General features: G+C 67.5%; 25 protein-coding genes. 11 read left to right on the top strand and 14 right to left on the bottom strand.

Translation table 11 applies throughout. The annotated features are described in order from the left end of the window. Position 1 precedes the first annotated feature (1 nt). Positions 2 to 1,000 carry an Hsp33 family molecular chaperone HslO gene (gene hslO / locus AC1RVW_RS10510; RefSeq protein WP_493199717.1) on the bottom strand — a complete coding sequence of 333 codons (999 nt, stop codon included), beginning with the start codon at positions 998 to 1,000 and terminating at the stop codon, positions 2 to 4. A gap of 37 nt (positions 1,001 to 1,037) precedes the next feature. Continuing rightward, positions 1,038 to 1,562 carry a gamma carbonic anhydrase family protein gene (locus AC1RVW_RS10515; protein WP_081267227.1) on the bottom strand — a complete coding sequence of 175 codons (525 nt, stop codon included), beginning with the start codon at positions 1,560 to 1,562 and terminating at the stop codon, positions 1,038 to 1,040. 37 nt (positions 1,563 to 1,599) lie between these two features. On the opposite strand from AC1RVW_RS10515, the gene AC1RVW_RS10520 reads away from it, so the two are divergent. Further along, positions 1,600 to 2,412, top strand: coding sequence for a ferritin-like domain-containing protein (locus AC1RVW_RS10520; protein ID WP_081267228.1), 813 nt, complete (start codon positions 1,600 to 1,602; stop codon positions 2,410 to 2,412). Positions 2,413 to 2,486: 74 nt separating this feature from the next. Here the strand turns inward: AC1RVW_RS10520 and AC1RVW_RS10525 are convergent, their stop codons facing one another. From AC1RVW_RS10525 to AC1RVW_RS10560, 8 genes are all read right to left on the bottom strand, one after another. Continuing rightward, positions 2,487 to 2,966: a MaoC family dehydratase gene (locus AC1RVW_RS10525; protein WP_081267229.1), complete on the bottom strand. Its 480-nt coding sequence runs from the start codon at positions 2,964 to 2,966 to the stop codon at positions 2,487 to 2,489. Positions 2,967 to 3,005: 39 nt separating this feature from the next. Continuing rightward, positions 3,006 to 4,139 (bottom strand): thiolase family protein, encoded by a 1,134-nt coding sequence (locus tag AC1RVW_RS10530; RefSeq protein ID WP_493199720.1) that lies wholly within the window; start codon positions 4,137 to 4,139, stop codon positions 3,006 to 3,008. A gap of 94 nt (positions 4,140 to 4,233) precedes the next feature. After that, complete coding sequence (locus tag AC1RVW_RS10535) at positions 4,234 to 4,821, bottom strand: TetR/AcrR family transcriptional regulator (protein ID WP_493199722.1); 588 nt, start codon at positions 4,819 to 4,821, stop codon at positions 4,234 to 4,236. A 74-nt stretch (positions 4,822 to 4,895) separates the two neighbouring features. Continuing rightward, positions 4,896 to 5,888 carry a Bug family tripartite tricarboxylate transporter substrate binding protein gene (locus tag AC1RVW_RS10540; protein WP_106933919.1) on the bottom strand — a complete coding sequence of 331 codons (993 nt, stop codon included), beginning with the start codon at positions 5,886 to 5,888 and terminating at the stop codon, positions 4,896 to 4,898. Between the two features lie 34 nt (positions 5,889 to 5,922). After that, the gene (locus AC1RVW_RS10545; protein WP_493199724.1) at positions 5,923 to 6,903 is read right to left on the bottom strand and encodes a Bug family tripartite tricarboxylate transporter substrate binding protein; all 981 of its coding nucleotides are present in this window, start codon (positions 6,901 to 6,903) and stop codon (positions 5,923 to 5,925) included. After that, positions 6,900 to 7,685: a DUF72 domain-containing protein gene (locus AC1RVW_RS10550; protein ID WP_493199726.1), complete on the bottom strand. Its 786-nt coding sequence runs from the start codon at positions 7,683 to 7,685 to the stop codon at positions 6,900 to 6,902. Before AC1RVW_RS10550 ends, AC1RVW_RS10545 begins: the two co-directional genes overlap by 4 nt. Next, on the bottom strand, positions 7,660 to 8,571 hold the full coding sequence (gene xerD, locus AC1RVW_RS10555) for a site-specific tyrosine recombinase XerD (protein WP_081267235.1): 912 nt from the start codon (positions 8,569 to 8,571) through the stop codon (positions 7,660 to 7,662). Before xerD ends, AC1RVW_RS10550 begins: the two co-directional genes overlap by 26 nt. A gap of 76 nt (positions 8,572 to 8,647) precedes the next feature. Beyond that, positions 8,648 to 9,622, bottom strand: a complete 975-nt coding sequence (locus tag AC1RVW_RS10560) for a tripartite tricarboxylate transporter substrate binding protein BugE (protein WP_493199728.1) — start codon at positions 9,620 to 9,622, stop codon at positions 8,648 to 8,650. Between the two features lie 117 nt (positions 9,623 to 9,739). Here AC1RVW_RS10560 and AC1RVW_RS10565 point away from each other — a divergent pair, with 117 nt between their 5' ends. Beyond that, positions 9,740 to 10,645 (top strand): AEC family transporter, encoded by a 906-nt coding sequence (locus AC1RVW_RS10565; RefSeq protein WP_081267237.1) that lies wholly within the window; start codon positions 9,740 to 9,742, stop codon positions 10,643 to 10,645. 569 nt (positions 10,646 to 11,214) lie between these two features. Here the strand turns inward: AC1RVW_RS10565 and egtD are convergent. Next, positions 11,215 to 12,219, bottom strand: coding sequence for an L-histidine N(alpha)-methyltransferase (gene egtD, locus AC1RVW_RS10570; protein WP_106935094.1), 1,005 nt, complete (start codon positions 12,217 to 12,219; stop codon positions 11,215 to 11,217). A 2-nt stretch (positions 12,220 to 12,221) separates the two neighbouring features. Then, positions 12,222 to 13,478, bottom strand: a complete 1,257-nt coding sequence (gene egtB / locus AC1RVW_RS10575) for an ergothioneine biosynthesis protein EgtB (protein WP_493199731.1) — start codon at positions 13,476 to 13,478, stop codon at positions 12,222 to 12,224. Positions 13,479 to 13,634: 156 nt separating this feature from the next. Between egtB and AC1RVW_RS10580 the strand changes: the two genes are divergently transcribed. Beyond that, entirely contained in the window at positions 13,635 to 14,990 is a 1,356-nt protein-coding gene (locus AC1RVW_RS10580; protein WP_493199733.1) for an NAD(P)/FAD-dependent oxidoreductase, read from the top strand. A 61-nt stretch (positions 14,991 to 15,051) separates the two neighbouring features. On the opposite strand, the gene AC1RVW_RS10585 is transcribed toward AC1RVW_RS10580, so the two are convergent. After that, positions 15,052 to 15,576 carry a thermonuclease family protein gene (locus AC1RVW_RS10585; protein ID WP_493199735.1) on the bottom strand — a complete coding sequence of 175 codons (525 nt, stop codon included), beginning with the start codon at positions 15,574 to 15,576 and terminating at the stop codon, positions 15,052 to 15,054. Positions 15,577 to 15,694: 118 nt separating this feature from the next. On the opposite strand from AC1RVW_RS10585, the gene AC1RVW_RS10590 reads away from it, so the two are divergent. Beyond that, positions 15,695 to 16,177 (top strand): tetratricopeptide repeat protein, encoded by a 483-nt coding sequence (locus AC1RVW_RS10590; RefSeq protein WP_493199737.1) that lies wholly within the window; start codon positions 15,695 to 15,697, stop codon positions 16,175 to 16,177. A gap of 12 nt (positions 16,178 to 16,189) precedes the next feature. Here AC1RVW_RS10590 and AC1RVW_RS10595 read toward each other — a convergent pair whose 3' ends face one another. Continuing rightward, complete coding sequence (locus AC1RVW_RS10595; RefSeq protein ID WP_493199739.1) at positions 16,190 to 17,887, bottom strand: long-chain fatty acid--CoA ligase; 1,698 nt, start codon at positions 17,885 to 17,887, stop codon at positions 16,190 to 16,192. A 229-nt stretch (positions 17,888 to 18,116) separates the two neighbouring features. On the opposite strand from AC1RVW_RS10595, the gene AC1RVW_RS10600 reads away from it, so the two are divergent. The 7 genes from AC1RVW_RS10600 to AC1RVW_RS10630 all read left to right on the top strand — a co-directional run bounded on the left by AC1RVW_RS10600 (position 18,117) and on the right by AC1RVW_RS10630 (position 23,475). Then, a complete protein-coding gene (locus tag AC1RVW_RS10600; RefSeq protein WP_081271490.1) occupies positions 18,117 to 18,557 on the top strand; it encodes an OsmC family protein in 441 nt (146 codons plus the stop codon). A 41-nt stretch (positions 18,558 to 18,598) separates the two neighbouring features. After that, the gene (locus tag AC1RVW_RS10605) at positions 18,599 to 19,564 is read left to right on the top strand and encodes a Bug family tripartite tricarboxylate transporter substrate binding protein (RefSeq protein WP_493199741.1); all 966 of its coding nucleotides are present in this window, start codon (positions 18,599 to 18,601) and stop codon (positions 19,562 to 19,564) included. A 96-nt stretch (positions 19,565 to 19,660) separates the two neighbouring features. Further along, complete coding sequence (locus AC1RVW_RS10610) at positions 19,661 to 20,452, top strand: GntR family transcriptional regulator (protein ID WP_409195169.1); 792 nt, start codon at positions 19,661 to 19,663, stop codon at positions 20,450 to 20,452. Further along, complete coding sequence (locus AC1RVW_RS10615) at positions 20,449 to 21,252, top strand: transporter substrate-binding domain-containing protein (protein ID WP_081271488.1); 804 nt, start codon at positions 20,449 to 20,451, stop codon at positions 21,250 to 21,252. Before AC1RVW_RS10610 ends, AC1RVW_RS10615 begins: the two co-directional genes overlap by 4 nt. A 116-nt stretch (positions 21,253 to 21,368) precedes the next feature. Beyond that, positions 21,369 to 22,031 (top strand): amino acid ABC transporter permease, encoded by a 663-nt coding sequence (locus AC1RVW_RS10620; RefSeq protein ID WP_081271487.1) that lies wholly within the window; start codon positions 21,369 to 21,371, stop codon positions 22,029 to 22,031. A gap of 21 nt (positions 22,032 to 22,052) precedes the next feature. Further along, positions 22,053 to 22,706 carry an amino acid ABC transporter permease gene (locus AC1RVW_RS10625; protein ID WP_493199744.1) on the top strand — a complete coding sequence of 218 codons (654 nt, stop codon included), beginning with the start codon at positions 22,053 to 22,055 and terminating at the stop codon, positions 22,704 to 22,706. After that, positions 22,690 to 23,475 (top strand): amino acid ABC transporter ATP-binding protein, encoded by a 786-nt coding sequence (locus tag AC1RVW_RS10630; protein ID WP_081271485.1) that lies wholly within the window; start codon positions 22,690 to 22,692, stop codon positions 23,473 to 23,475. Before AC1RVW_RS10625 ends, AC1RVW_RS10630 begins: the two co-directional genes overlap by 17 nt. The last annotated feature ends 122 nt before the right edge of the window (positions 23,476 to 23,597 follow it).

The raw sequence follows: 23,597 nt of genomic DNA on the forward strand, positions 1-23,597 counted from the left end.
CCTACTGGACGACCGGGCTGCCCGGAATCTGGTCCGTCGGCGGCCTGAAGATCTGCGCGGTGTCGACCGCGTCGAAGCGGTACTGCTTGCCGCAGAAGTCGCACCCCACCTCGATGTCGCCGCGCTCGGCGAGGATGCTCTCGGCTTCCTCCACGCCCAGGCCGCGGATCATCTGCGCCACGCGCTCGCGCCCGCAGGTGCAGGCGAAGTGCGGGCCCAGCAGGCCGGCCTGCGGCTCGAAGCGCAGCAGCCTCTCTTCCCAGAACAGGCGGCGAAGAATGGTCTCGATGTCGAGCGTGAGCAATTCGTCGCGCGTCAGGCTGGAGGCGAGGATCGAGATGCGGTTGTAGTCCTCGTTCAGGCCGATCTGGTCTTCGTTGGCCTGGTCGTGGTCCTTGCTGGAGGTGCCTTCGAGGTTGCCCTCGCCCTTCACGGGCAGGCGCTGGATCAAAAGGCCCGCGGCCACCTTGTCGTCGGCCGCGAGCACCAGGGTGGTGTCGAGCTGCTCGCTCTGCAGCATGTAGTGCTGCAGCACGTCGCTGAGCTTGCCGAGCTTTTCGCCGTTGTCGTCGAACAGCGGCACCACGCCCTGGTAAGGCGTGGTGCCCGGCAGCTTGTCCTTGGGGTCGAGCGTGATGGCGCAGCGGCCCTTGTTGTTCACGTTGACCATGTCGGGCAGCCGAGCGTCGGCCGGCAGCTCGCCGATCACCTTGGCGGTGGCGCGCAGGCTCAGGTCGGGCTTGGCCTCGGCCACGGCCACCTTGACCGGGCCGTCGCCGAAGATCTGCAGGATCAGCGCGCCGTTGAACTTGATGTTGGCCTGCATCAGCGTGGCGGCGGCCGTCATTTCGCCGAGCAGTTCGGCCACGGGCGGCGGGTACGCGCCGGTGGCGGTGTTGGAGGCGCGCCGCGCAAGGATCTCCTGCCACGCATCTGTCAGGCGCACGATCATGCCGCGCACCGGCAGGCCATCGAACAGGAATTTGTGCAGCTCGCTCAAAACGTTTTCTTTCTCTGTGTGCCTGCAACCGAACCGGTCAGGCGATCTTCTTGAGGCCCTTCGCGAAGCGATGGGCGTTCTCTACATAGTGCTCGGCGCTCTGGCGCAGCCGGGCGGCCGCGGCGTCATCGAGGGTGCGCACCACCTTGGCCGGCGAGCCGATGATGAGCGAGTTGTCCGGAAACTCCTTGCCCTCGGTCACGACGCTGCCGGCGCCAACGATCGAATTGCGGCCGATCTTCGCGTTATTCAAGACCACGGCCTGGATGCCGATCAGCGAGTTGTCGCCGACGGTGCAGCCGTGCAGCATCACCTGGTGGCCCACGGTGACGTTGTCGCCGATGGTCAGCGGGCAGCCGATGTCGGCATGCAGCACCGACAGGTCCTGGATGTTGCTGTTGCGTCCGATGGTCAGCGTCTCGGTGTCGCCGCGCAGCACCGCGCCGAACCACACGCTCGCGTTGTCGGCCAGCTTGACGTTGCCCATGACCTGCGCGCTGTCGGCCACCCATGCGCCTTCGCCGAGGGTCGGTGCAACGCCGTCCAATTCATAAATCGCCATCGTGGTTGTCTCCGGGGGCAAAACTAGAATTGTAGGGATGCACCCCCGATTGAGCGCGCTGGCCGCGCTGCGCCTCTCCGATCCCGAACAGAAGGTGGCTGCAACGCGCGCCATTTCTCTGCACGGCGCTACCGATTCCATAGCAACCGACCCGATCCGCACGCCCGGCGACGACACCGGCGTGCCCGGCCGCCCGGAAAAGCCCGTGCGCGTGGCCGCCACCGCCGTGCAGAAGCGCTCGCCGTTCACGCCCGATGGCCGGGCCGCGCTGATCCATTCGATCTGCCACATCGAGTTCAATGCCATCAACCTCGCGCTCGACGCCGTGTGGCGCTACGACGGCATGCCCGAGGCCTACTACCGCGACTGGCTGCGCGTGGCCGACGAAGAAGCGCTGCACTTCACGCTGCTGCACACGCACCTGCAGGACATGGGCTGGCGCTACGGCGACTTTCCGGGCCATGACGGCCTCTGGAACATGTGCGAGAAGACCAAGGACGATGTGCTCGGCCGCATGGCGCTGGTGCCGCGCACGCTGGAGGCGCGCGGGCTGGACGCCACGCCGCTGATCCAGGCCAAGCTCAAGCGGGTGAACACGCCCGATGCGCTGCGGGCGGTCGAGATCCTGGACATCATCCTGCGCGACGAAGTGGGTCATGTGGCCATCGGCAACCACTGGTACCGCTGGCTGTGCGAGCGCGCCGGCATCGACCCCGAGGCCACCTATCCGGCCTTGGTCGCGCGCTACGACGCGCCGCGCCACAAGCCGCCCTTCAATCTCGAGGCGCGCAGCCGCGCCGGCTTCAGCCCCGAAGAACTGCGCGCCCTGGCCGACTCCCGCCCCGAATGACCGAGGCGATCTCGCACCGGCAGGCCGCCTCGCTGGTCGAGGAACTGGGCCTGCGGGTTTTTTGAAACCCCGACTCAGGCCGCCGCCGGCCTGGCGTGCACCACCAGCCTGGGCGTGAAGTGCTGGAGCACATCGCCGCGCTGGTTGAGCGTCTGGCAGCGCATGGTGACCATCGCGCGGCCGGGCTTGGAGCGCGAGGGCACGATGTCGACCACTTCGCTCACCACATGCAGCACGTCGCCGGGCCGCGTGGGCTTGGGCCATTGCAGCTCGCCACCTGAACCGATGATGCCGTCGGCCAGCGGGATGCCGCTTTCGACCAGAAGCTTCATGGTGAGCGCCGCGGTGTGCCAGCCGCTCGCGGCCAGCCCGCCGAAGAAAGTCTTCTTCGCGGCCTCTTCGTCGGTGTGGAAGGGCTGAGGGTCGAACTGCCGCGCGAAGGCCTGGATCTGTGCCACGTCCAGCGCGTGTTCGGCGCTGCGGAAGCGGTCGCCGACGGACAGGTCTTCGAGGTACAGCTTGGGCCTGGCGCCGGTTTCAGGGGTTGCCGTCATCGGTTCTCCTTGGGGTTCGTGGCCGCATTCTCGGACCGTTCAAGCGCGCTCGAGGATCGTCGCGATGCCCTGCCCGCCGCCGATGCATTGCGTGGCCAGCGCATAGCGTCCCTTCTCGCGCACCAGCAGCGACGCGGCCTTGCCGGTGATGCGTGCGCCGGTCGCGCCCAGCGGATGGCCGATGGAGAGGCCGCCACCGTCGAGGTTGATCTTCGCGGGGTCGAGGCCCAGGTCGCGGATGCAGGCCAGCGCCTGCGACGAGAAGGCTTCGTTGATCTCGATCACGTCCAGGTCGGCCGCGCTCAGGCCGGCGCGCGCCAGTGCCTTGCGCGTCGCGGGGATCGGGCCGATGCCCATGACGGCGGGATCGACGCCCACGGTCGCGAACGAGCGGATGCGTGCCAGCGCCTGCAGGCCGTGCCTGGCGGCAAACGCATCGCTGGTGACGAGCACCACCGCCGCGCCGTCGGTCAGCGGAGACGAGGTGCCGGCCGTCACCACGCCGTCGGGGCGGAATGCGGGCTTGAGGTTCGCCAGCGCCTCGGCGGAAGTGCTCGGGCGGATGCAGCCGTCGGCATCGACGATGTCGCCCGAGGCCAGCCGCACCGGCACGATCTCGCCCGCCAGCCGGCCTTCCGCGCGTGCGGCGGCGGCCTTGCGGTGCGACTCCACCGCGAAGGCCTCCTGGTCGGCGCGGCTCACGTTCCAGCGCTGCGCCACGTTCTCGGCGGTTTCGCCCATGGAGATGTAGGCGTCGGTGTTGGCCAGCAGCTGCGGGCTGGGCGAGAAGTTGAAGCCGCCCTGCGGCACCGCCGTCATCGATTCCACGCCCACGCACAGGAACGCGTCGCCCATGCCCGCCTCGATCTGCGCGGCGGCGATGTGCACCGCCTGCATCGACGAGCCGCAGAAGCGGTTCACCGTCATGCCGCCCACCTCGTGCGGCAGGCCGGCCAGCAGACCGACGATGCGCGCGAGGTTGTTGCCCTGCGAGGCCTCCGGGTAGGCGCAGCCCAGGATGATGTCTTCGAGCAGCGCGGGATCGAGGTCGGTGCGCTGCAGCAGGCCCTTCACCACGTCGGCGGCCAGCGTGTCGGGGCGCACCTCGGTCAGCGCGCCTTTCTTCGCGAAGTGGAAGGGAGAACGGGCATAGGCGGAAATGACGGCTTTCATGAATGGCTCCAACAGATGAAACCTACCATCCAATCGGTAGGCTACGAGGTCAAAAAATAAGCACGCCGAAGCGCACCTGCGTCAGGCCCGGCGCTCAGCCGGGCAATGAACTCCTGAGTTGCGCGATGGCTTCGTCGAACTCGTCCACGCGCCCTGTCATGCGCGCCGACAGCAGCGCCCCCTGGCAGGAAGAAAACACGAAAGCCGCCAGCGAAGCGACCGAAACGCCCTTCTTGCGTCCCGGCATCAGCGCACCCAGCACGCCCGTGAGCCACGTCACCTGGGTGCTGCGCAGTTCGCGCACCGCCTCGCGCAGTTCGTCGTTGATGACGTCCCAGCCCGGCGCCAGCGCGCCTGCCGGGCAGATGCCGGAGCCGGCCTTCAGCGTGTTGCGGTACATGCGGAAATACGATTCGAGCGCGTCCTTCGGCTCGCGCTCGCGGGCGGCATCCCAGTCCTTGAAGCCCTGGGTGGCGGAGCGGATCACCGCGATGCCCAGTGCTTCCTTGCTGGGAAAGTGGTGATAGAGGCTGGCCTTGCGCACGCCAACCGCATCGGCCACGTCCTGGAAGCTGAAGCCCAGGTAGGAACGGGTTTCGATGAAGCCGCGCGCCACCGCGAGGATCTGCTCGCGGGTGCTGCCGGTGGCTAGGGCGGGAACGGCTGCTGTGGCGCTGGTCATCTACCTACTATAAGGTAGGGAGGGTCGAACCACAAGCGCAGGTGTCTTCCAGGCGTCAGGTGGTGCGAGACGGCTCAGTCGGCCTTGATGTTCGCCGCCTTGATGATGCGGCCGTTGCTTTCGAACTCGCTGGCGATTTCCTTCGCAAAGGCTGCAGAGGTACCGCCGGTCGGCACGTTGTCGGTGGCCGTGAGCTTGGCGCGCAGCTCGGGGCTGGCCAGCGCCTTGTTGATCTCGGCGTTGTATCGCGCGACCAGCGCAGCCGGCGTGGCGGCCGGCGCGAACACGCCGAACAGCGAGTTGATGTTGGCCGCCTTGTAGCCCAACTCGCCCAGCGTGGGCACCTGGGGCAGGCTGTCGAGCCGGGCCGGCGCTCCCACGGCCAGCGGGCGCAGCTTGCCCGACTGGATGTGCGACGACAGCGTCGGGCTCGCGTTGGTCGACAGAATCTCGAACTGCCCGCCGATCGCATCGTTGAGCTGCTGGCCGCCGCCCTTGTACGGCACGTGCGTGATGTCCACGCCCGCCGCCGCATGAAGTTGCTCCAGCACGATGTGGCCCAGCGACGCCGGGCCGGAAGTGGCCCAGCGCACCGCGCCCGGGTGCGCCTTGGCGTCGTCGATGAGCGCCTTGAAGTCCTTGGCCTTGCTCGCCGGCGTGGCGATCAGCAGCACCGGCGAATACATCACGCTGGCCACGGGCGCCACGTCCTTGAGCGGATCGAAGGGCAGCTTGCCCAGGTGCGGGCTCAGCACCAGCGGACTGATGGCCGAGAAGCCCAGCGTCGCGCCGTCGGGCGCGGCCTTGGCCACCGCGTCCATGCCGATGGCGCCGCTTGCGCCGGCACGGTTGTCCACGATCACCGTGATGCCCATCTGCGCCGCGAGCCGGTCGCCCAGCGCCCGCGCGACCACGTCGCTGACGCCGCCCGCCGGGTAGGCGACGATGAGCCGCACGGTCTTGGGCACGGCCTGCGCGTAGGCGCCGGAAGCGGCGCACAGCGCGGCGGCGGCGAGGAGTCGGGTCGCCGTGCGGCGCGATGGCTTCGAGGAAGCGAGGAAATTCATGGTGTCTGTGGATCGGGTCGTCTGCGTGATTGCGTCAGTCCAGCTGCAGCTTGCGCTCCTTGATCAGCCTGGACCACTTCTCATTGTCCGCCTTCACGAAGGCCGCGAACTCGACCGGGCCCAGCGAATGCACCTCGGCCCCCGCCGTCGCGAACTTGGCCTTGATCTCGGGCTGCGCCAGCGCCTTGGCCAGCTCGCCCGAGAGCCGATCGACCACGTCCTTGGGCATGTTCGCCGGCCCCACCAGCCCCTGGAAGCCGACCGACTCCATGCCCGCCAGCCCCAGTTCCTTCACGGTCGGCACGTCGGGCAGCTGCGGGTCTCGCACCGGGCCGGTCACGGCCAGCGCCTTGAGCTTGCCGCCCTTGACCTGCGGCAGCAGCACGCTGCCCGCGTCGATGAGGATCTGCGTCTGCCCGCCGATCAGGTCCTGCACCGCCGGCGCGCTGCCCTTGTAGGGCACGTGCGTCATGTCGAGCCCCGTCACCTGGTTCATCAGCTCGCCGTTCAGGTGTGTCGAGGTGCCGTTGCCGCCCGAGGCAAAGTTGACCTTGCCCGGCTGCCCCTTGGCCCACGCCACGAACTCCTTGAGGTTCTTCGCCGGATGGTCGGGCCGCGTCACCGCGATGTAGCTGCCCTGGCTGATCTGCCCGATGTAGGTGAACTGTCTGATCGGGTCGTACGGCGGCTTGCTCTGCAGGTAGGGCGCGATGGCGAAGGGCCCGGTGTTGGCCAGCAGCAGCGTATAGCCGTCGGCGGGCTGACGCGTGAGTTCGGTGGCCGCGATCATGCCACTGGCGCCGGGCTTGTAGTCGACCACCAGTTGCTGCTTGAGCGCCTCCTGCAGCGGCACTTGCACCGTGCGCGCCGCAAAGTCGATGCCACCGCCGGGCGGATAGCCGACGATCAGGCGAATGGGCCTGGCGCCCGGGAAGCCTTGGGCGGCGGCAAGGCCGGTGGCCGCGGCCATTGCAAAGCCAAGGCCCAGGCCGGCGCAGAGTCTTGTGAATTTCATGATCCGTCTCCTCTTGTTGATCGTTGATTCTCCAGCAGCCGCTGCAGCGCCAGCGCGTTGCCTGTCGCCTCGCCGCCGGCCGTGTTATCGAACACGCACCAGCACTGCGCGCCTTCTTCCTTCGCAAGCTGCAGCCGCTGCGCGAGCCGCGCAAGCAGGTCGTCGCCGTAGGCCGACCAGTAGCGCCGCGGCGAGCCGTGCAACCGCAGATAGACAAGGCCCGGCCAGCCGCCGGGGGCCGCGGCTTCGTCGAACAGCACCGGGTCCGAGAGCACGCGGGCCACTTCGAAATCCGACAGCAGCCCTTCGACCTCCGGCGTGAACCAGCTGCGATGACGGGGCTCCAGCACCACAGCGCCCGTGTGCCTGCGCCGAAGCGCGCTGAAAAAACCGCGCACCACCCCGGCATCGAACGCCAGGCTCGGCGGCAACTGCACGACCAGCGCACCGAGCTTGTTCCCGAGCCCCCCGACCTGCGCGGCAAACTCTTCGAACGCCGGCATCGCATCGACCAGCCGGCGTTCGTGCGTCACCGCCTTCGGCAGCTTGACCGCGAAGCGGAATCCTTCGGGCGTGCTCGCGGCCCAGCGTTCGTAGGTCTCGCGCCGGTGCGGCCGGTAGAACGAGGTGTCGATCTCGACCGCGTCGAAGCGCTGCGCATAGCGCTCCAGGTGCGAGCCCTCGGGCGGAAACACCGGCCACAGCGCGCGCGGCAGGCTCCATCCGGCGCAGCCGATGCGCCAGGGCTGCACATGTTCAGCCGCGCGGGTGGTGCTTGGCATGAAGCTGCTTCAGGCGCTCGCGCGCCACATGCGTGTAGATGGTGGTGGTCGAGATGTCCGCGTGCCCCAGCAGCAGCTGCACCGCGCGCAGGTCGACCCCGTGGTTCAGCAGGTGCGTGGCAAAGGCGTGGCGCAGCGTGTGCGGCGACAGCGGCACGTGGATGCCCGCCGCGGTCGCATGCTTCTTCACGATGATCCAGAACATCACGCGCGTCATGCCCGCGCCGCGCGCTGTGACGAACAGGTCGGGCGTCTGCTGGCCGTCGAGGATCGCGGGGCGCGATTCCTCCAGGTAGCGTTCAATCCAGCGCCGAGCCTCGCCGCCGAAGGGCACCAGCCGCTCCTTGCTTCCCTTGCCCAGCACGCGCAGCACGCCGTCGTTCAGGCTCATGTCGATGGCCTTGAGCGCCACCAGTTCGCTCACGCGCAGGCCGCTCGCGTACATCAGTTCCAGCATCGCGCGGTCGCGCAGGCCCAGGGGCGATTCGACATCGGGCGCGGCCAGCAGGTCGTCGACCTGCTTCTCCGACAGCGTCTTGATGGCGCGCGGCATCTGGCGCGCGGGCATGAGACGGATGCTCGGGTCGGCCGTGATGCGTCGCTCGCGCAGCGCCCAGCGGTAGTAGCGCTTGAACACAGTGAGCCGGCGGTTGGCCGACGTTGCCTTGCCCTTGTTGGTGAGCCGCGCGCCCATGTAGGCCTGCAGGTCGGTCTCCCGCGCGGTGGCGAGCGTGGCGCCGCCTTGCTGCTTGCCGAGCCACTGCGCGAACAGCGCGAGGTCGCGGCGGTAGGCGGCGAGCGTGTTCTTCGACAAGCCGTCCTCGAGCCAGAGGGCGTCGATGAAGTCGTCGATATCGGGAGTGGGTGCGGCGGCGGCCTCGGTCATGCGTTGCAAGATAGCAAAAAAGAAAAAGCCGCCCGGGGCACGGGCGGCTTGCGTCTAAAGAAAGAAAAAACCGGGCTCAGTCGAGCTTCAGGTTCTGCTTCTTCACCACGTCCTTGTAGACCTCGTACTCGGCCTTGATCTGCGCGGCGAACTGCTCGGGCGTATTGGCCACGATCAGCGAGCCCGTGTCCTCGATGCGCTTGCGCACCGCCGGCTCTTCCACCGACTTCTTCACGCCGGCGCTGATCTTCTCGACCACTTCCTTCGGCAGGCCCTTGGGGCCGAGGATGCCGTAGTAAGCCATGCGGTTCACCGGCTCCAGGCCGACCTCCTTGAAGGTCGGCACGTTGGGCAGCGCGGCCAGGCGCTGGGGCGCGGACACCACGATCGGGATCAGCCGGCCGCTGGTGATGAAGGGCATGGCCGAGGGAATGTTGTCGAACATGATCGGCACCTGGCCGGCCACCACGTCGTTCAGCGCCGGGCCCGCGCCGCGGTACGGAATGTGCGTGACGAAGGTGTTGGTCAGGCTCTTGTACAGCTCCATCAGCAGGTGGCCGATGCCGCCCGTGCCCGACGAGGCATACGAATACTTGCCGGGGTTCTTCTTCAGCTCGGCCACGAACTCGGCATAGTTCTTGGCCGGGAAGCTCGGGTTGACGGCGATGATGTTCGGCGTGGCCGCGATGTTGATGATCGGCGTGAAGTCGTTGATCGGGTCGTACGGCGTCTTCGGGTTGATGGCCGGGTTGGCCGCCGTGCTCGACACCGTGGCGATGCCGAGCTTGTAGCCGTCGGGCGCGGCGCGTGCCGTCTCGGCCGCACCCACGATGCCGCCGCCACCGGCACGGTTGATCACCACCACCGGCTGGCCCAGCACCTTGCCCAGCGGGTCGGAGATCACGCGCGCCACGATGTCGGTCGTGCCGCCCGGTGCGAAGGGCACGCTCAGCTCGACGGGCTTGCTGGGGTATCCCTGCGCGAAGCTCGGGCCCGCTACCGCGACCAGTGCGGCGGCGCCCACCAGAGCGCTCCATTGACGACGTTGCATCGAAAACTCCTTGACTTGACTTTGATGTCGAAAAAACGAAAGCCCGGATGCTAGCGGCTCACGGCCCGCACCCGTGCTGTGGATTACCCATGGTCCGTCCGGTTTATCCTCGAAGCGGTGAACTACGCGCAGCTGCTCTTCCCCGACTTTTCGCTCATCGCCATCGGCTGGCTCCTGTGCCGCTACACCGCCCTCGACCGCCGCGTGTGGGACCAGGTCGAGAGCCTTGTCTACTACTTTCTTTTTCCTGTGCTGCTGTTCCACTCGATCGTGCGCAGCCCGCTGGACTTCGGTGCCACGTCGAACCTGCTGACAGCGGGCCTGTGCATCGGCGCGGTCGGCATCGGCTTGGCCTACGCCCTGCCCTTCATGCCCGGCATCGGATCCCACATCGACCGGCGCGACCACGCGGCCAGCGCCCAGGTCGCGTTCCGCTTCAATTCGTTCATCTGCCTCGCGCTGGCCGAGCGGCTGGCCGGGTCCGAAGGCCTGCTGCTCATTGCCGTGCTGATCGGCGTGTGCGTGCCCATCTTCAACATCGCGGCCGTGTGGCCGATGACGCGCCATGCGCAGACCGGCTTCTTGCAGCAGCTGGTGCGCAACCCGCTGATCGTCGCGACAGTCGCGGGGCTGCTGGCCAATGTGCTGGGGATCACCGTGCCGGGCTGGGCCACGCCCACGCTCACGCGCATCGGCGCCGCATCGCTCGCATTGGGGCTGCTGGCCGCAGGTGCGGGCATGAAGTTCTCGACGCTGGGCACGGGCAAGGTGCTGGCGGTGTCGATACTGGGCATTCGGCACCTCGTCCTGCCGCTGGTCGCATGGGGGCTGGCTCTGGCGTTGCGGCTCGATGCGATGCAGGCTTCGGTGCTGATGGCTTTTTCTGCGGTGCCGACTGCTTCGAGTGCTTATGTGCTGGCTGCGCGGATGGGATACAACGGGGCTTATGTGGCGGGGTTGGTGACGCTGTCTACGCTGTTGGGGGTGCTCAGCTTGCCGTTTGCCTTGGCGTTGCCTCGGTAGTTGCTTTTCTTTTTGTATTCCGGGGCCGGGTCTCGGCCCGGCGGCCGACCAACTTTTCTTTGCTTCGCCAAAGAAAAGTAGGCAAAAGAAAGGCGACCCTGCTGTCTGCGTCCCTTCGCTTCGCTACGGGCAAACTGCGGTGCTCGACTACGGCGGGGGTCCGCAGAACTCGCTTCGCTCAGACAGCTGAGGCCCTGATCCCGCCTACGTCTGCGCTCCTCGGCGCAGCCAGAAGGGATTTGGAACCGGACGCGCCACCGCTGCGCTCGGCGTGGTGGCACAGCCGCTGCGCGGCTGTGCCACATGGGGCCGAGCGGGCAAAGGCCCGGCCAGTTTCCCCTCCCCTCTGGCTGCGCCGAGGAGCGGAGCGTTTCGCGGATAAGGGCTCGCAGCTGTTTGAGCGAAGCGAGTTCTGCGAGACCCCGCGAAACGCGAGCACCGCAGGTTGCCCCGTAGCGCAGCGAAGGGGTCGCAGACAGCGGGGTCGCCTTTTCTTTGCTTACTTTCTTTTGGCGAAGCAAAAGAAAGTGAGTCGCCCGCCGGGGCGAGTCCCGGCCCCGAAACCAAACCTAGGCAGCCAACCAATGCACGCTAAAGAGCCTCTCAGGATCCGTCCAGACAGCCCCCGGACGAAACCCCGCCCGAACAGCCAAAGCCCGCAACCCTTCAACGGTGAACTTGTGCGAGTACTCCGTATGAATAGTCTCGCCCTCCTCGAACCCGAACCGTTCACCATTCAAGCAAACGCTCTGGGCCCGCCGGCTCACCAGATGCATCTCGATCCGCCGCCGAGGCGCGTTGTAGAACGCCGCGTGCGAGAACCCGTCCAGATCGAAGTCGGCGTTCAGCTCCGAATTGGCACGACGCAGCAGGTTGAGATTGAACTCCCCCGTCACCCCTTGCGCATCGTTGTAAGCCGCATGCAGCCGCGCCGGGTCTTTCACCAGGTCGACACCGATCAACAGCCCTCCGCCACGCAGCATGCGCGCAGCCAGCTGCAGGAAGGCCAGCGCCTCGTCGGGCTCGAAATTTCCGATCGTCGACCCCGGGAAGAAGCCGACTCGCCGCCCCGCCCCGGGCATGGGCGCAGGCAGCACCATCGGCATCGTGTAGTCAGCCGCAATGGGCTGCACCACGAGCTCCGGATAGTCCGCCCTCAACCGTGCCGCGGCCGCTTCCAGGTGCTCGCCGGAAATGTCGATGGGCAGATAGCGCTTGGGGGTCTCCAGCGCATCGAGCAGCAGCCGCACTTTCGTGAGCGACCCGGCCCCGAACTCGACGATCTCCGCATTCGGGCCGACCTGCTGGGCGATCTCTCCCGCGCATTCGCCAAGAATGCGCAGTTCGGTGCGCGTCGGGTAGTACTCGGGCAGATCGCAGATCCGGTCGAACAGCTGCGACCCCGCCACGTCGTAGAAGAACTTCGGCGAAATGCTGCGCGGCGAGCGCGCAAGCCCCGCCTGCATCTCGCGCCCGAACTCCGACAGCGGCGCTGCGGATTCGGATGCAGTGGCAGCGGCGCGCGCCTTGGCGGGCGCGAACGACAGGGAAGAAGAGGAAGTCGGATTTCGCATGATCAGATGTCTTTCGCGAGCCGCAGCCCCGAGAACTGCCAGCGCGCTGCCGGCGGAAAGAAATTGCGGTAGCTGGGCCGCGTGTGCCCGGCCGGCGTGGCCACGCTGCCGCCGCGCAGCACCAGTTGCCCCACCATGAACTTGCCGTTGTATTCCGCCGCGATGCCGGGCATCGGCCGGAAGCCGGGGTATGGGTCGTACGACGAACGCGTCCATTGCCAGACGTGGCCGGTCATCTGGGTGATGCCGGGGGCGTCGTATGCGGCCTCCCATTCGAACTCGGTCGGCAGCCGCGCGCCGGCCCATTCGGCGTACGCGGCGGCTTCGTAGAAACTGAGCTGCGACACCGGCGCGTCGGCCTCCAGCGGGCGCACGCCGTGCAGGCCGAACACATGCCAGCCGGCGGAAGGCCCTTGCGGCTGCAGGCCGAAGCCCAGCCGCGGATCGTCGGGCGCGAGCCAATAGGCCGGGTGGCGCCAGCCGTTCGCCTGCACCGCCGCCCATCCGTCGGACAGCCACAGCTCGGGCCGCTGGTAGCCGCCGTCGGCAATGAACTGGGCGAAGTCGCCGCAGTTCACCAGCCGGTCGGCAATGGCATGCGGCTGCACCAGCGCCTGGTGGCGCGGTGTCTCGTTGTCGAAAGAAAACTCGCTGCCGCCAAAGCCCACCTCGACCACGCCGCCGCGCTGCTCGATCCAGCGCATGGCGGGCGGCACGGCGGCCAGCCTCAGCGCCGGCCCGCTCGCGGGCTTGTAGGCGGGCAGCATCGGGTTGCACGACAGCGCATGCAGGATGTCGGTGAGCAGCAGCTCCTGGTGCTGCTGCTCGTGGTTGAGCCCCAGCGTGACGATGGGCTCGATGGCCGCCCAGTCGCCGCCGCCCGCTTCGAGCAGCGCGACCACTGCCTCGTCGACATGCCTGCGGTACGCATGCACCTCGTCCACCGACGGCCGGGTGAGCAGCCCGCGCTGCGGGCGCGGATGGCGCGGGCCGAGCGCTTCGTAGTACGAGTTGAAGAGGTAGTGAAAGCGTTTGTCGAAGGGCAGGTAACCCGTGGCATGCGGCTGCAGCAGCACCGTCTCGAAGAACCAAGTGGTGTGCGCCAGGTGCCACTTGGTCGGGCTCGCATCGGGCATCGACTGGACGCACTGGTCTTCGGCGGAAAGCGGGGCGGCAAGCGCCAGGCTGGTGGCGCGCACATCGCGGAACTTGTCGCGCAGTGCGCTAGCCGCCTGTGTGATCGGCCGGGAAAGCGTCATGGGGTCTCCAGTCGGGTCAGCCGCACTTTGTAGCCCATTCGCGTGAAGAAGGCGCGTAGGACAAAACGCCGCGGGCTCGCAGCCGAAAAATCGGCGGACAGGCACTGTGGCACAAGACGCGCGGGCTTGCATGACGGGCTGCGTATCATCCATCAGATGCAAACGACCAACCCATCGGGCACATCGGGCAGGCCGCGAATCGTCATCGTCGGCTGCGGTTTCGGCGGACTGGAAGCGGCGCGCAAGCTCCAGCACGCGGACGTCGACGTGACGGTGATCGACAAGACCAACCATCACCTGTTCCAGCCCCTGCTCTACCAGGTGGCGACCGCCGGGCTCGCGGCACCGTCGATCGCAGCGCCGGTGCGCGCGCTCTTTCGCAAGCAGCCGCGCATCACCACGCTGCTGGGCGAGGTCACGGGCATCGACCCCGCAGCGCGCGCGGTGCAACTGGCCAACGGCGACAGCGTGCCCTACGACCACCTGATCGTCGCGGCCGGCGCCACGCACAGCTACTTCGGCAACGACCAGTGGGCGCCGATCGCTCCCGGCCTGAAGACGCTGGCCGATGCCTTCGAGATCCGCCGCCGCGTTCTGCTGTCGTTCGAGACGGCCGAGATCACCACCGACCCGGACCGCCGCCGCGCGCTGCTCACCTTCGTGGTGATCGGCGCCGGGCCGACCGGCGTCGAGATGGCCGGCACGCTGGCCGAGATCGCCAAGCACACGCTGTCGGGCGAGTTCCGCCACATCGACCCGGCCAGCGCGCAGGTGCTGCTGGTCGAGGGCGGCCCGCGCGTGCTGCAGGCCATGCCCGAGTCGTTGAGCCAGAAAGCGCTGGAGCAGTTGGAGAAACTGGGCGTCGAGGTGCGGCTGAACGCCCGCGTCACCGCCATCGACCCCACCGGCCTCGAAGTGCAGACTGGCGGCGGCGCGGACGGCGCGCCCGCGGCCAGCTACCGAATCGATAGCAGCTGCGTGGTGTGGGCCGCCGGCGTCGCGGCCTCGCCGCTGGGGCGCATGCTGGGCGCCGCCACCGGCGTCGAATGCGACCGCGCGGGCCGCATCAAGGTCGAGCCCGACCTGAGCCTGGCGGGTTATTCATCGATCAGCGTGGTGGGCGACCTCGCCGCCGCCATGAGCCATGCGCCCGGCAAGCCGCCGAAGCCGGTGCCCGGCGTGTCGCCCGGCGCCAAGCAGATGGGGCGCGCGGCGGCGGCCAACATCCTGCGCCGCATTTCAGGCCAGCCGACGGTGCCGTTCCGCTACGCCGACTACGGCAACCTGGCCACCATCGGCCGCAACTCGGCCGTGGTCGACCTGGGCACGCCCTTCGGTCCGTTGCGCTTCAGCGGCCGCCTGGCGTGGCTGTTCTGGCTGTTCGCGCACGCGTACTTCCTGATCGGCTTTCGCAACCGCATCGTCGTGATGATGGACTGGGCCGGCGCCTACTGGAGCTTCCAGCGCAATGCGCGCGTGGTGGCCGACGTGCAGGGCAAGGGCGAATCCTGAAGATCCGGGCGCCGATGTGCAGCCGGCGCTGCGCTGCCAGGGCTGCGGCGCCCGCTGAGGTTCAGAAGAAAAAGAAACCGTGTTGCCGCGAGTCGCGCTCGCTGCGGCGCCACTCCCAAGGCGGCGTCGGCCTCGGGTCGGCCCACAGGCCCAGGCGCTTGCCCCGGGCCCTGGCCTCCAGCTTGAAGAGGCCGCCGCCGCGCCTGGTGGCGAGCTTGTTGTAGTCGTAGACCCAGGCCCAGCCGTCGGACACCATGCGGCTGCCGACGTCCTCGCCGTTGCAGCTGACGTCGGCCACCGTGCGGCCGTAGCGGTCGGTGTCGACCTCGGTGATGAGCGCGGTTTCGTTGAAGCACAGACTGCCGAGCGCTTGCCGGCTGCGCTGGCCGTACGGCTGCGCCTTCTCGGGGGCGTCGATGGCCGCGATGCGCACCTTCACGCGTTCGTAGGCGCCGATGCGCCCGCAGCGCGCGGTGAGCGTGTCGCCGTCGCTGATGCCCACGACGAGGCAGGAACGCGGGGCGGCTTGGGTCAGGAGGGGAAGGAAGGCAAGAAGGCAGGAAAGCAGCAGCGCGCGCGAATGCATGAAGAAGCGGGAGATAGGCAGAATGCGGGACCGATCGAGGCTAAGTGATCCACTCGCCGGAACCGGCCGGTACACAGACTTTTTCTTTTGAACCACGTTTCGAAGGAGAGCACGCACCATGCAAGAACCCACCCAGGACGACTGGTTCCTCGCGGCCAACGACGCATGGGATGCCGGCGCGCACAAGAAGGCCCTCTCGCTGTTCCTCAAGGCCGCGGCGGCGGGCGAGACCCACGCGCTGAACAGCGTCGGCTATTTCCTCGACCACGGCATCGGCGTGAAGAAAAATCCCGAGGCGGCGCGCGACTGGTATCGCAAAGCGGCCAAGGCAGGCGACGTGGCGGGCTGCGCCAACCTTGCCATCTGCTATCGCGACGAGGGCAACTTCCGCTGGGCGCGCTTCTGGTTCGAGAAGGCCTATGCGCAGGGCGACGGCGACGCTGCGCTGGAACTGGGCCGGCTCTTCCTGTGGGAAGGTCCGAACCAGAACCGGCACAAGGTGGTGGACTACCTGGGCAAGGCGGTGGCCTCGCAGTCCATCACGCCGAACGGACGCACCGAGGCGGGGGCGCTGCTGAAGTCGCTGCGCCTCACGAAATAAGGCCCGCCCTCCTCAGTTCGCGCGGCTCTCGTCTTCCTGCAGCAGCCGCCACATCACCTTGCCGCTGCCGCTCTTGGGCAGCGCATCCACGAACTGCACCTTGCGCGGAATCTTGTAGACCGCCATGTTCTCGCGGCACCAGTCGATGATCTGCTGCTCGGTGGTGTCCTTGTGCGTGGCTCGCAGCACCACCACCGCCTTGACCGATTCGCCGCGGTAGTCGTCCTTGGTCGAGATGACGCAGGCCTCCTGGATGGCGGGGTGGCGGAACATCAGCAGCTCGACCTCGGCCGGCCACACCTTGAAGCCGCTGGCGTTGATCATCCGCTTGAGGCGGTCGGTGATGAAGAAGTAGCCGTCCTCGTCCATGCGGCCCATGTCGCCCGAGCGGAAGAAGCGCTTGCCCTCGAACTCGACGAAAGCCGCCGCGGTGGCATCGGGCCGTTTCCAGTAGCCCTGGAACACCTCCGGGCCGTGGATGATGATCTCGCCCGATTCGCCGATGGGCATTTCGGCTAGGGTGTCGGGGTCGACCACCCGCGCGTCGGTGCTCATGAACGGAATGCCCAGGCACTGCTGCTTGGGGTGGTCCGACGGGTTGGTGTGCGAGGGCGCGGCGGTCTCGGTGAGGCCGTAGCCTTCCTGGTACTTCAGCCCGTACTGCTCGAACAGGCGCTGCGCCACGGCCTGCGGCATGGCCGCGCCGCCGCCGCCGATGTAGGTCATGCTCGACAGGTCGTAGCTCGCGAAGTTGGGGCTGGCCATGAGGTCGATGACCATGGTCGGGATGTTGGTCCAGGCCGTGACCTTCCAGCGCGAGATGAGCCGGCCGGCCACGTCGCGGTCCCAGCGCGGCATGATGATCAGCGTGGCCGCCGCCAGGATGGCGGTGTGCATCATGCTGACCACGCCGGTGATGTGGAACATGGGCACCACCGCCAGCACCACCGTCTCGGAGGTGGAACAGCCCCAGAGCTGCCCGGCCATCGCGTTGTGCATCAGGCTCGAATGGTGGTGCACGCAGCCCTTGGGCAAGCCGGTGGTGCCGCTGGTGTAGGGCAGCAGCGCCATGTCGTTGGCGCCCACCACGTGCGCGGGCGGCGGATGGCCGGCGGCCAGCACGTCGGTCCAGGCCAGCGCCTCGCCGCCGGCCAGCGCGGGCAGCGGATGGCGCGTGGTGAGCCATTCCTTCCAGGCCGGTGCCGGGGCGTCCTCGCCGGAGATGTCGGCGTCGAAGGCGTCGGTGAACTGCGTCACGATCATGTGCGACAGCCGCTGCTCGGGCGGCAGTGCGTTGCTGGCCTTGGCAAGCTCGGGCGCGAGGTCGCCGGTGATGATCGCCACCTTGGCGTCGGGGTCGGTGATGTAGTGCTTGAGCTCCTCGGCCCGGTTCATCGGGTTGACCGGCACCACCACCGCATTGGCGCGCAGGATCGCGAAATGCGCAATCACCAGCTGCGGGCAGTTCTGCATGTCCAGGATCACGCGGTCGCCGCGCTGCACGCCCAGCGCATGCAGCGCCCCGGCCAGGCGCTCGGCCTGTTCAGCGAATTCGCGATAGCTGAGCACACGGCCGAAGAACACGAGCGCCGGCTTGTCCGGGTAGCGGGCGGCCGAGGTGGCCAGGTTGTGCCAGAGCGAGGTGGCGGGGACGGTGATCGAATGCGGAAGGCGTTTGGGCCAGAACTTGTGATGCGGGCGTTGTTGCATGGTGAGAACAGGCGGGGAAAGCAGAGGGGAGAGAGGAAAAAAGCGGCTGCACGCAGCCTAAGCCGCCAATCACGCCGCTCCCATCGGGGAAGCCCGTGGAGCGTCGCCTAGGTGACGCCAATTTTTCTGACACCGCCGAGATACACGCTTGCGCCATGCGACTACAGACAACGGGCGGCCCATCGGCGATACCTGCCCTTCCCCCCACCCACCGCACCAAGGAGTCGACATGGCAGCAGACAAGCACGCAAGCGTTCACTGGGAAGGCGCCGGCAAGACCGGCAAGGGCCTGGTCAGCACCGAGACCGGCGCACTCAAGGACTACCCCTACGGCTTCGCCAGCCGCTTCGAGGACGACAAGCGCGGCACCAACCCCGAGGAAATCGTCGGCGCGGCCCACGCGGCCTGCCTCACGATGGCCTTTGCCTTCGCGCTCGAGAAAGAAGGCTTCACCGCCACCCGCATCGACACCCGTGCCGCCGTGCGGCTGGCCAAGGATGGCGAGGGCTTCAAGATCGACCGCATCGCGCTCGAACTCGACGCCGCAGTGCCGAAGCTCGACGAAGCGAAGTTCCAGCAGATCGCGGCCGCCGCCAAGGCCGGCTGCCCGCTGTCGAAGGCGCTGGCGAGCGTGCCCGAAATCACGCTGAAAGCCACGCTGGCCGGCTGACCGGGCTGCTTATGATCGTCTCCACAACAAGGAGACGGATCATGAACAAGCCCATCCGGACCGCCCTGGCGGTCCTTTCTTTCAGCCTCGGCACCGCAGCGCTGGCCGCCTACCCCGACAAGCCGATCAAGCTCGTCATCGGCTTTCCGGCCGGCGGCCCGCTCGACCAGCATGCGCGCCTGCTGACCGACAAGCTGCACGCCGTGCTCGGCCAGCCGATCATCATCGACTACAAGCCCGGCGCCGGCGGCTCCGTGGGCGCCGACGCGGTCGCCAAGAGCCCCGCCGACGGCTACACGCTGATGCTCGCCAACACCGGCGTGGCGGTGATCAACGGCGCGCTCTACAGCAAGCTGCCCTACAACACGCAGCGCGACTTCGTGCCCATCGCCCGCACCGCCATGCAGCCGCTGGCGCTGCTGGTCACGCCCAAGCTGCCGGTGCAGAACCTCAAGCAATTCGTCGATTACGCCAAGGCGCGGCCGGGCCAGGTCAACTACGGCTCGGCCGGCAACGGCGGCATCAGCCACCTGGTGCCCGAGATGTTCAAGACCGCCACCGGCATCTTCATGGTGCACATCCCTTACCGCGGCAGCGCCCCGGCGTTCACCGACCTGATGGGCGGGCAGGTGCAGTTCATGGCCGAATCGATTCCGCAGGCGGCCAACTATCACAAGCAGGGCAAGGTGCGCGCGCTGGCCGTGACCAGCCGCGAACGCAACCCCGCCCTGCCCGAGGTGCCGACCGTGATCGAGTCGGGCGTCAAGGGCTTCGAGGTGGTGGGCTTCTACGGTTTTCTCGCCCCGAAAGACACGCCGAAAGACGTGGTCGCCAAGCTCGGCGACGCCTTCAGGCAGGTGCTGAACAACCCCGAGGTGCGCGACCGCATGGTGAGCCAGGGCGCCGACCCGGCCTACCTGGGCAGCGAGGACTTCGCGCGCTTCCTGGCAACGGAAACGCCGCGCTGGGAGAAGGCGGTGAAGGCGTCCGGCGCGCGGATGGACTGAGGGTTCCGTTCAAGGCCTCCGCACCGGGCCTGCGCTCCATTCAGGTGCACACAGCTTGCATACCAGTTGGCACAGAAGCTGCTGGTATGCAGGCATATGGCCATTTCCGCATCCGAAATCAGTGCACGCATCGTCGAAGCGGTGATGGCGCAGAAGCTCGCGCCGGGTTCGCGCCTGGGCGAGCAGCAACTGGCGATGCTGTTCGACTGCAGCCGCACCATCGTGCGCGAGGCCCTCACCCGGCTGGCGGCGCGCGGCATCGTCACGGTGAGCGCGCGGCGCGGCTGGTTCGTCATCGAGCCTTCGCAGGACGAAGCGCGCGAAGCCTTCGAGGCGCGGCGCGTCATCGAACTGGGGCTCATTCGGAGCGCAGGCAGCGCGGGCCGCACCGGGAAGATCGAGAAAGCCGCCCTGCGCCAATTGAAGGCGCACCTGCAGCGTGAAAAAGCCGCACTGAAAGAGAGCGACGTCGGCAACCGCAGCTTCCTGCTCGGCGATTTCCACGTGTGCTTGGCCGAATGCCTGGGCAACACGCTGCTGGCCGACACGCTGCGCGACTACACCGCGCGCACCACGCTGATCGCCATGCTCTACCAGTCCACGCACGATGCGGTGCAGTCGTGCGAAGACCATGTGCAGATCGTCGCGGCGCTGGAACGCGGCGACCACGCCGCCGCCGAGGCGCTGATGGCCGAGCACATCGGCACGGTGCAGTCGGCACTGCGCGTGCAGGCGCCCACCGACCCGCTCGCGCAGCTGCGCGACGCGCTGGCGCCGCTGCAGAACACCCAGGCCGCCGCGGCTGCGGCGCCAAAGGCCAAGCGCCGCAAGCCGGGCGCCACGCCCCCCGATTCCGATTCTTCGACTTACCTAGGAGCCTTGCTATGACCTTCTCTTTTCTGTCCAAACGCCAGTTCGCGCTCGCCATGGTGTCCGTGGCCATGCTGGCCGCCACCGGCGCGGCGCAGGCCCAGAACGCGCTCGACAACGTGCTCAAGGCCAAGACCATCAAGATCGCCGTGCCGACCGACTACCCGCCCTACGGCTCGGTCGACAAGAACATGAAGCCGCAGGGCCTCGACGTGGAAATGGCCGAGCTCATCGCCGCCAAGCTGGGCGTGAAGGTCGAGCTGGTGCCCGTGACCAGCGCCAACCGCATTCCCTACCTGCAGACCCGCAAGGCCGACCTGGTGATTTCCACGCTCGGCAAGAACCCCGAGCGCGAGAAGGTGATCGACTTCTCTTCCGCCTACGCGCCCTTCTTCCAGGCCGTGTACGCAGCCAAGAGCATGAAGCTCACCAGCTTCGCCGACATGGCGGGCAAGACCGTGGCCGTGACGCGCGGCGCGATGGAAGACCAGGAGCTGAACAAGGTGGCGCCGCCGAACGTCGACTACCGCCGCTTCGAGGACAACAACGCGACCATCGCCGCCTTCGTGGCCGGCCAGACGCAGACCATCGCGACCAGCGCGGCGGTCGCCGGCGACATGCTCGCCAAGAACCCCAAGGTGAGCGCCGAGTTCAAGCTGCTGCTGAAAGACAGCCCCTGCTTCGTCGGCGTCGCCAAGGGCGAGACCGCACTGAAGACCAAGGTGAACGAGATCATTGCCGCCGCCAAGAAGGACGGCACGCTCGACGCAATGTCCAAGAAGTGGCTCGGCAAGGCCGCAGGCGACCTGCCCGTCTGAATAGGCACTCCCCCATGCTTCGCGCACTTCGTGTCGCTGCGCACACCCCCTCGCCGGGGGCAACGCCTGCGGCCCGGCGAAGCCGGTTCCGCGGCGTTCCACGAACAGACTGACCTATGAACATCGAGTTTGATTTCGGTGCGGTGCTCTCCGAGTGGCCGCTGCTGCTTCGCGGCGTGGCGTGGACCATCGGCCTCACGGCCGTGGGCACCGTGCTGGGCATGATCGTCGGCACCTTCTGCGCATGGGCGCGCGCGAACGGGGCGGCATGGCTGCGCATCGTGGTGGGCACGTATGTGGAGCTGATCCGCAACACGCCCTTCATCGTGCAGCTGTTCTTCATCTTCTTCGGGCTGCCGGCGGCGGGCGTCAAGCTCTCGCCGGAGGTGGCTTCGGTGATCGCGATGGTGATGAACCTCGGCGCCTATTCCACCGAGATCATCCGCGCCGGCATCGAGGCCACGCCCAAGGGGCAGATCGAAGCTGCGGTGAGCCTGGCGCTGAGCAAGTCGCAGGTGTTCCTGCGGGTGGTGCTGCCGCCGGCGCTGAAGAAGGTGTGGCCCGCGATGGTGAGCCAGATCGTCATCGTGATGCTGGGCTCCGCCGTGTGCGGCCAGATCTCCACCGAGGAGCTGAGCTACGCGGCCAACCTCATCCAGAGCCGCAACTTCCGCGCCTTCGAAGCCTTCATCGTCGCCACGCTCATCTATCTCGCGCTGTCGGTCGCGTTGCGCCGGCTGCTCGACTGGGCGGGGCCGAAGTTCTTCTTCGGCCGCTGACCGAACACGGGCCCTTTCACCATGGTCGATTTTTCTCTCTGGGACATCCTGCGCAACCTGCTGATGGCGTTGCGCTGGACCGTCGTGCTGTCGCTCATCGCCTTCATCGGCGGCGGCATCGTGGGGGCGCTGCTGCTGTTCCTGCGGCTGCGCGGCGGCAGGTTCGCGAACAAGGCCGTGGGCCTGTACGTGCAGCTCTTCCAGGGCACGCCGCTGCTGATGCAGCTGTTCCTGGCGTACTTCGGCATTGCGCTGTTCGGCATCGACGTGTCGGCATGGACGGCCGCCAGCGTGGCGCTCACGCTGTACACCAGCGCCTTCCTCGCCGAGATCTGGCGCGGCTGCGTGGCTTCTATCCCCAAGGGCCAGTGGGAAGCCTCGGGCAGCCTGGCGCTGGGCTTCGGCGAGCAGATGCGCCACGTCATTCTTCCGCAGGCCGTGAAGATCGCCATCGCGCCGACGGTCGGCTTCCTGGTGCAGGTCATCAAGGGCACGGCGCTGGCCTCGGTGATCGGCTTCGTCGAACTCACCAAGGCCGGCAGCATGATTTCGAACGCCACCTTCAAGCCCTTCGTGGTGTTCAGCTGCGTGGCCCTGCTTTATTTCGTACTGTGCTTTCCCGTGAGCCTGTACGCCAAGACCCTCGAGAGGAAAACCCATGGCCGCCGTGCTTGACGAATCGCAACAACAGCCCGCCACCTCGGTGGGTGCGCCCATCGTGCGCATCACCGCGCTGCGCAAGTCCTACGGCACCAACGAGGTGCTCAAGGGCATCGACCTGGACGTGAAGCGCGGCGAGGTGATCGCCATCATCGGCAAGAGCGGCTCGGGCAAGAGCACGCTGCTGCGCTGCATCAACGGGCTCGAGGTATTCCAGGAAGGCTCGCTCACCGTCGACGGCAAGCCCCTGCTGCATGAAAGCGCCATGGCCATGCGCGAGCTGCGCCAGCGCGTGGGCATGATCTTCCAGAGCTTCAACCTGTTCCCGCATCTCACGGTCGGCAAGAACGTGATGCTCGCGCCCACGCTGGTGAAGAAGCGCGCCGGGCTCGAAGCCGCCTCGCAGGCGCGCAAGCTGCTCACGCGCGTGGGCCTGGCCGAGAAGTTCGACGCCATGCCCGACCAGCTCTCCGGCGGCCAGCAGCAGCGCGTGGCGATTGCCCGCGCGCTGGCGATGGAGCCGGCCGTGCTGCTGTGCGACGAGATCACGTCGGCGCTCGACCCCGAACTGGTGGGCGAAGTGCTGCGCGTGGTGGAGTCGCTGGCCGACGAGGGCATGACGCTGCTGATGGTCACGCACGAGATGAGCTTCGCGCGCAAGGTCAGCGACCGCGTGATCTTCATGCACCAGGGCCGCGTGCACGAGATGGGACCGCCGGCGGAGCTGTTCGGCAACCCGCAGACGGCCGAGCTGAAGCAGTTCCTGTCGTCGCTGCATGACTGACTGATCGAGGGGCGCCGTGCGCCATGGGCTATCCTCCGTCCATGGCCTGCCTGCACATCGCGTCGATTATTCGCACCATTCGAAAGATGGTGGGTTAGCGCGCGGTTCCTCTACAGACTTCA

Source organism: Variovorax sp. MPBD4-3 (genome assembly GCF_058809745.1).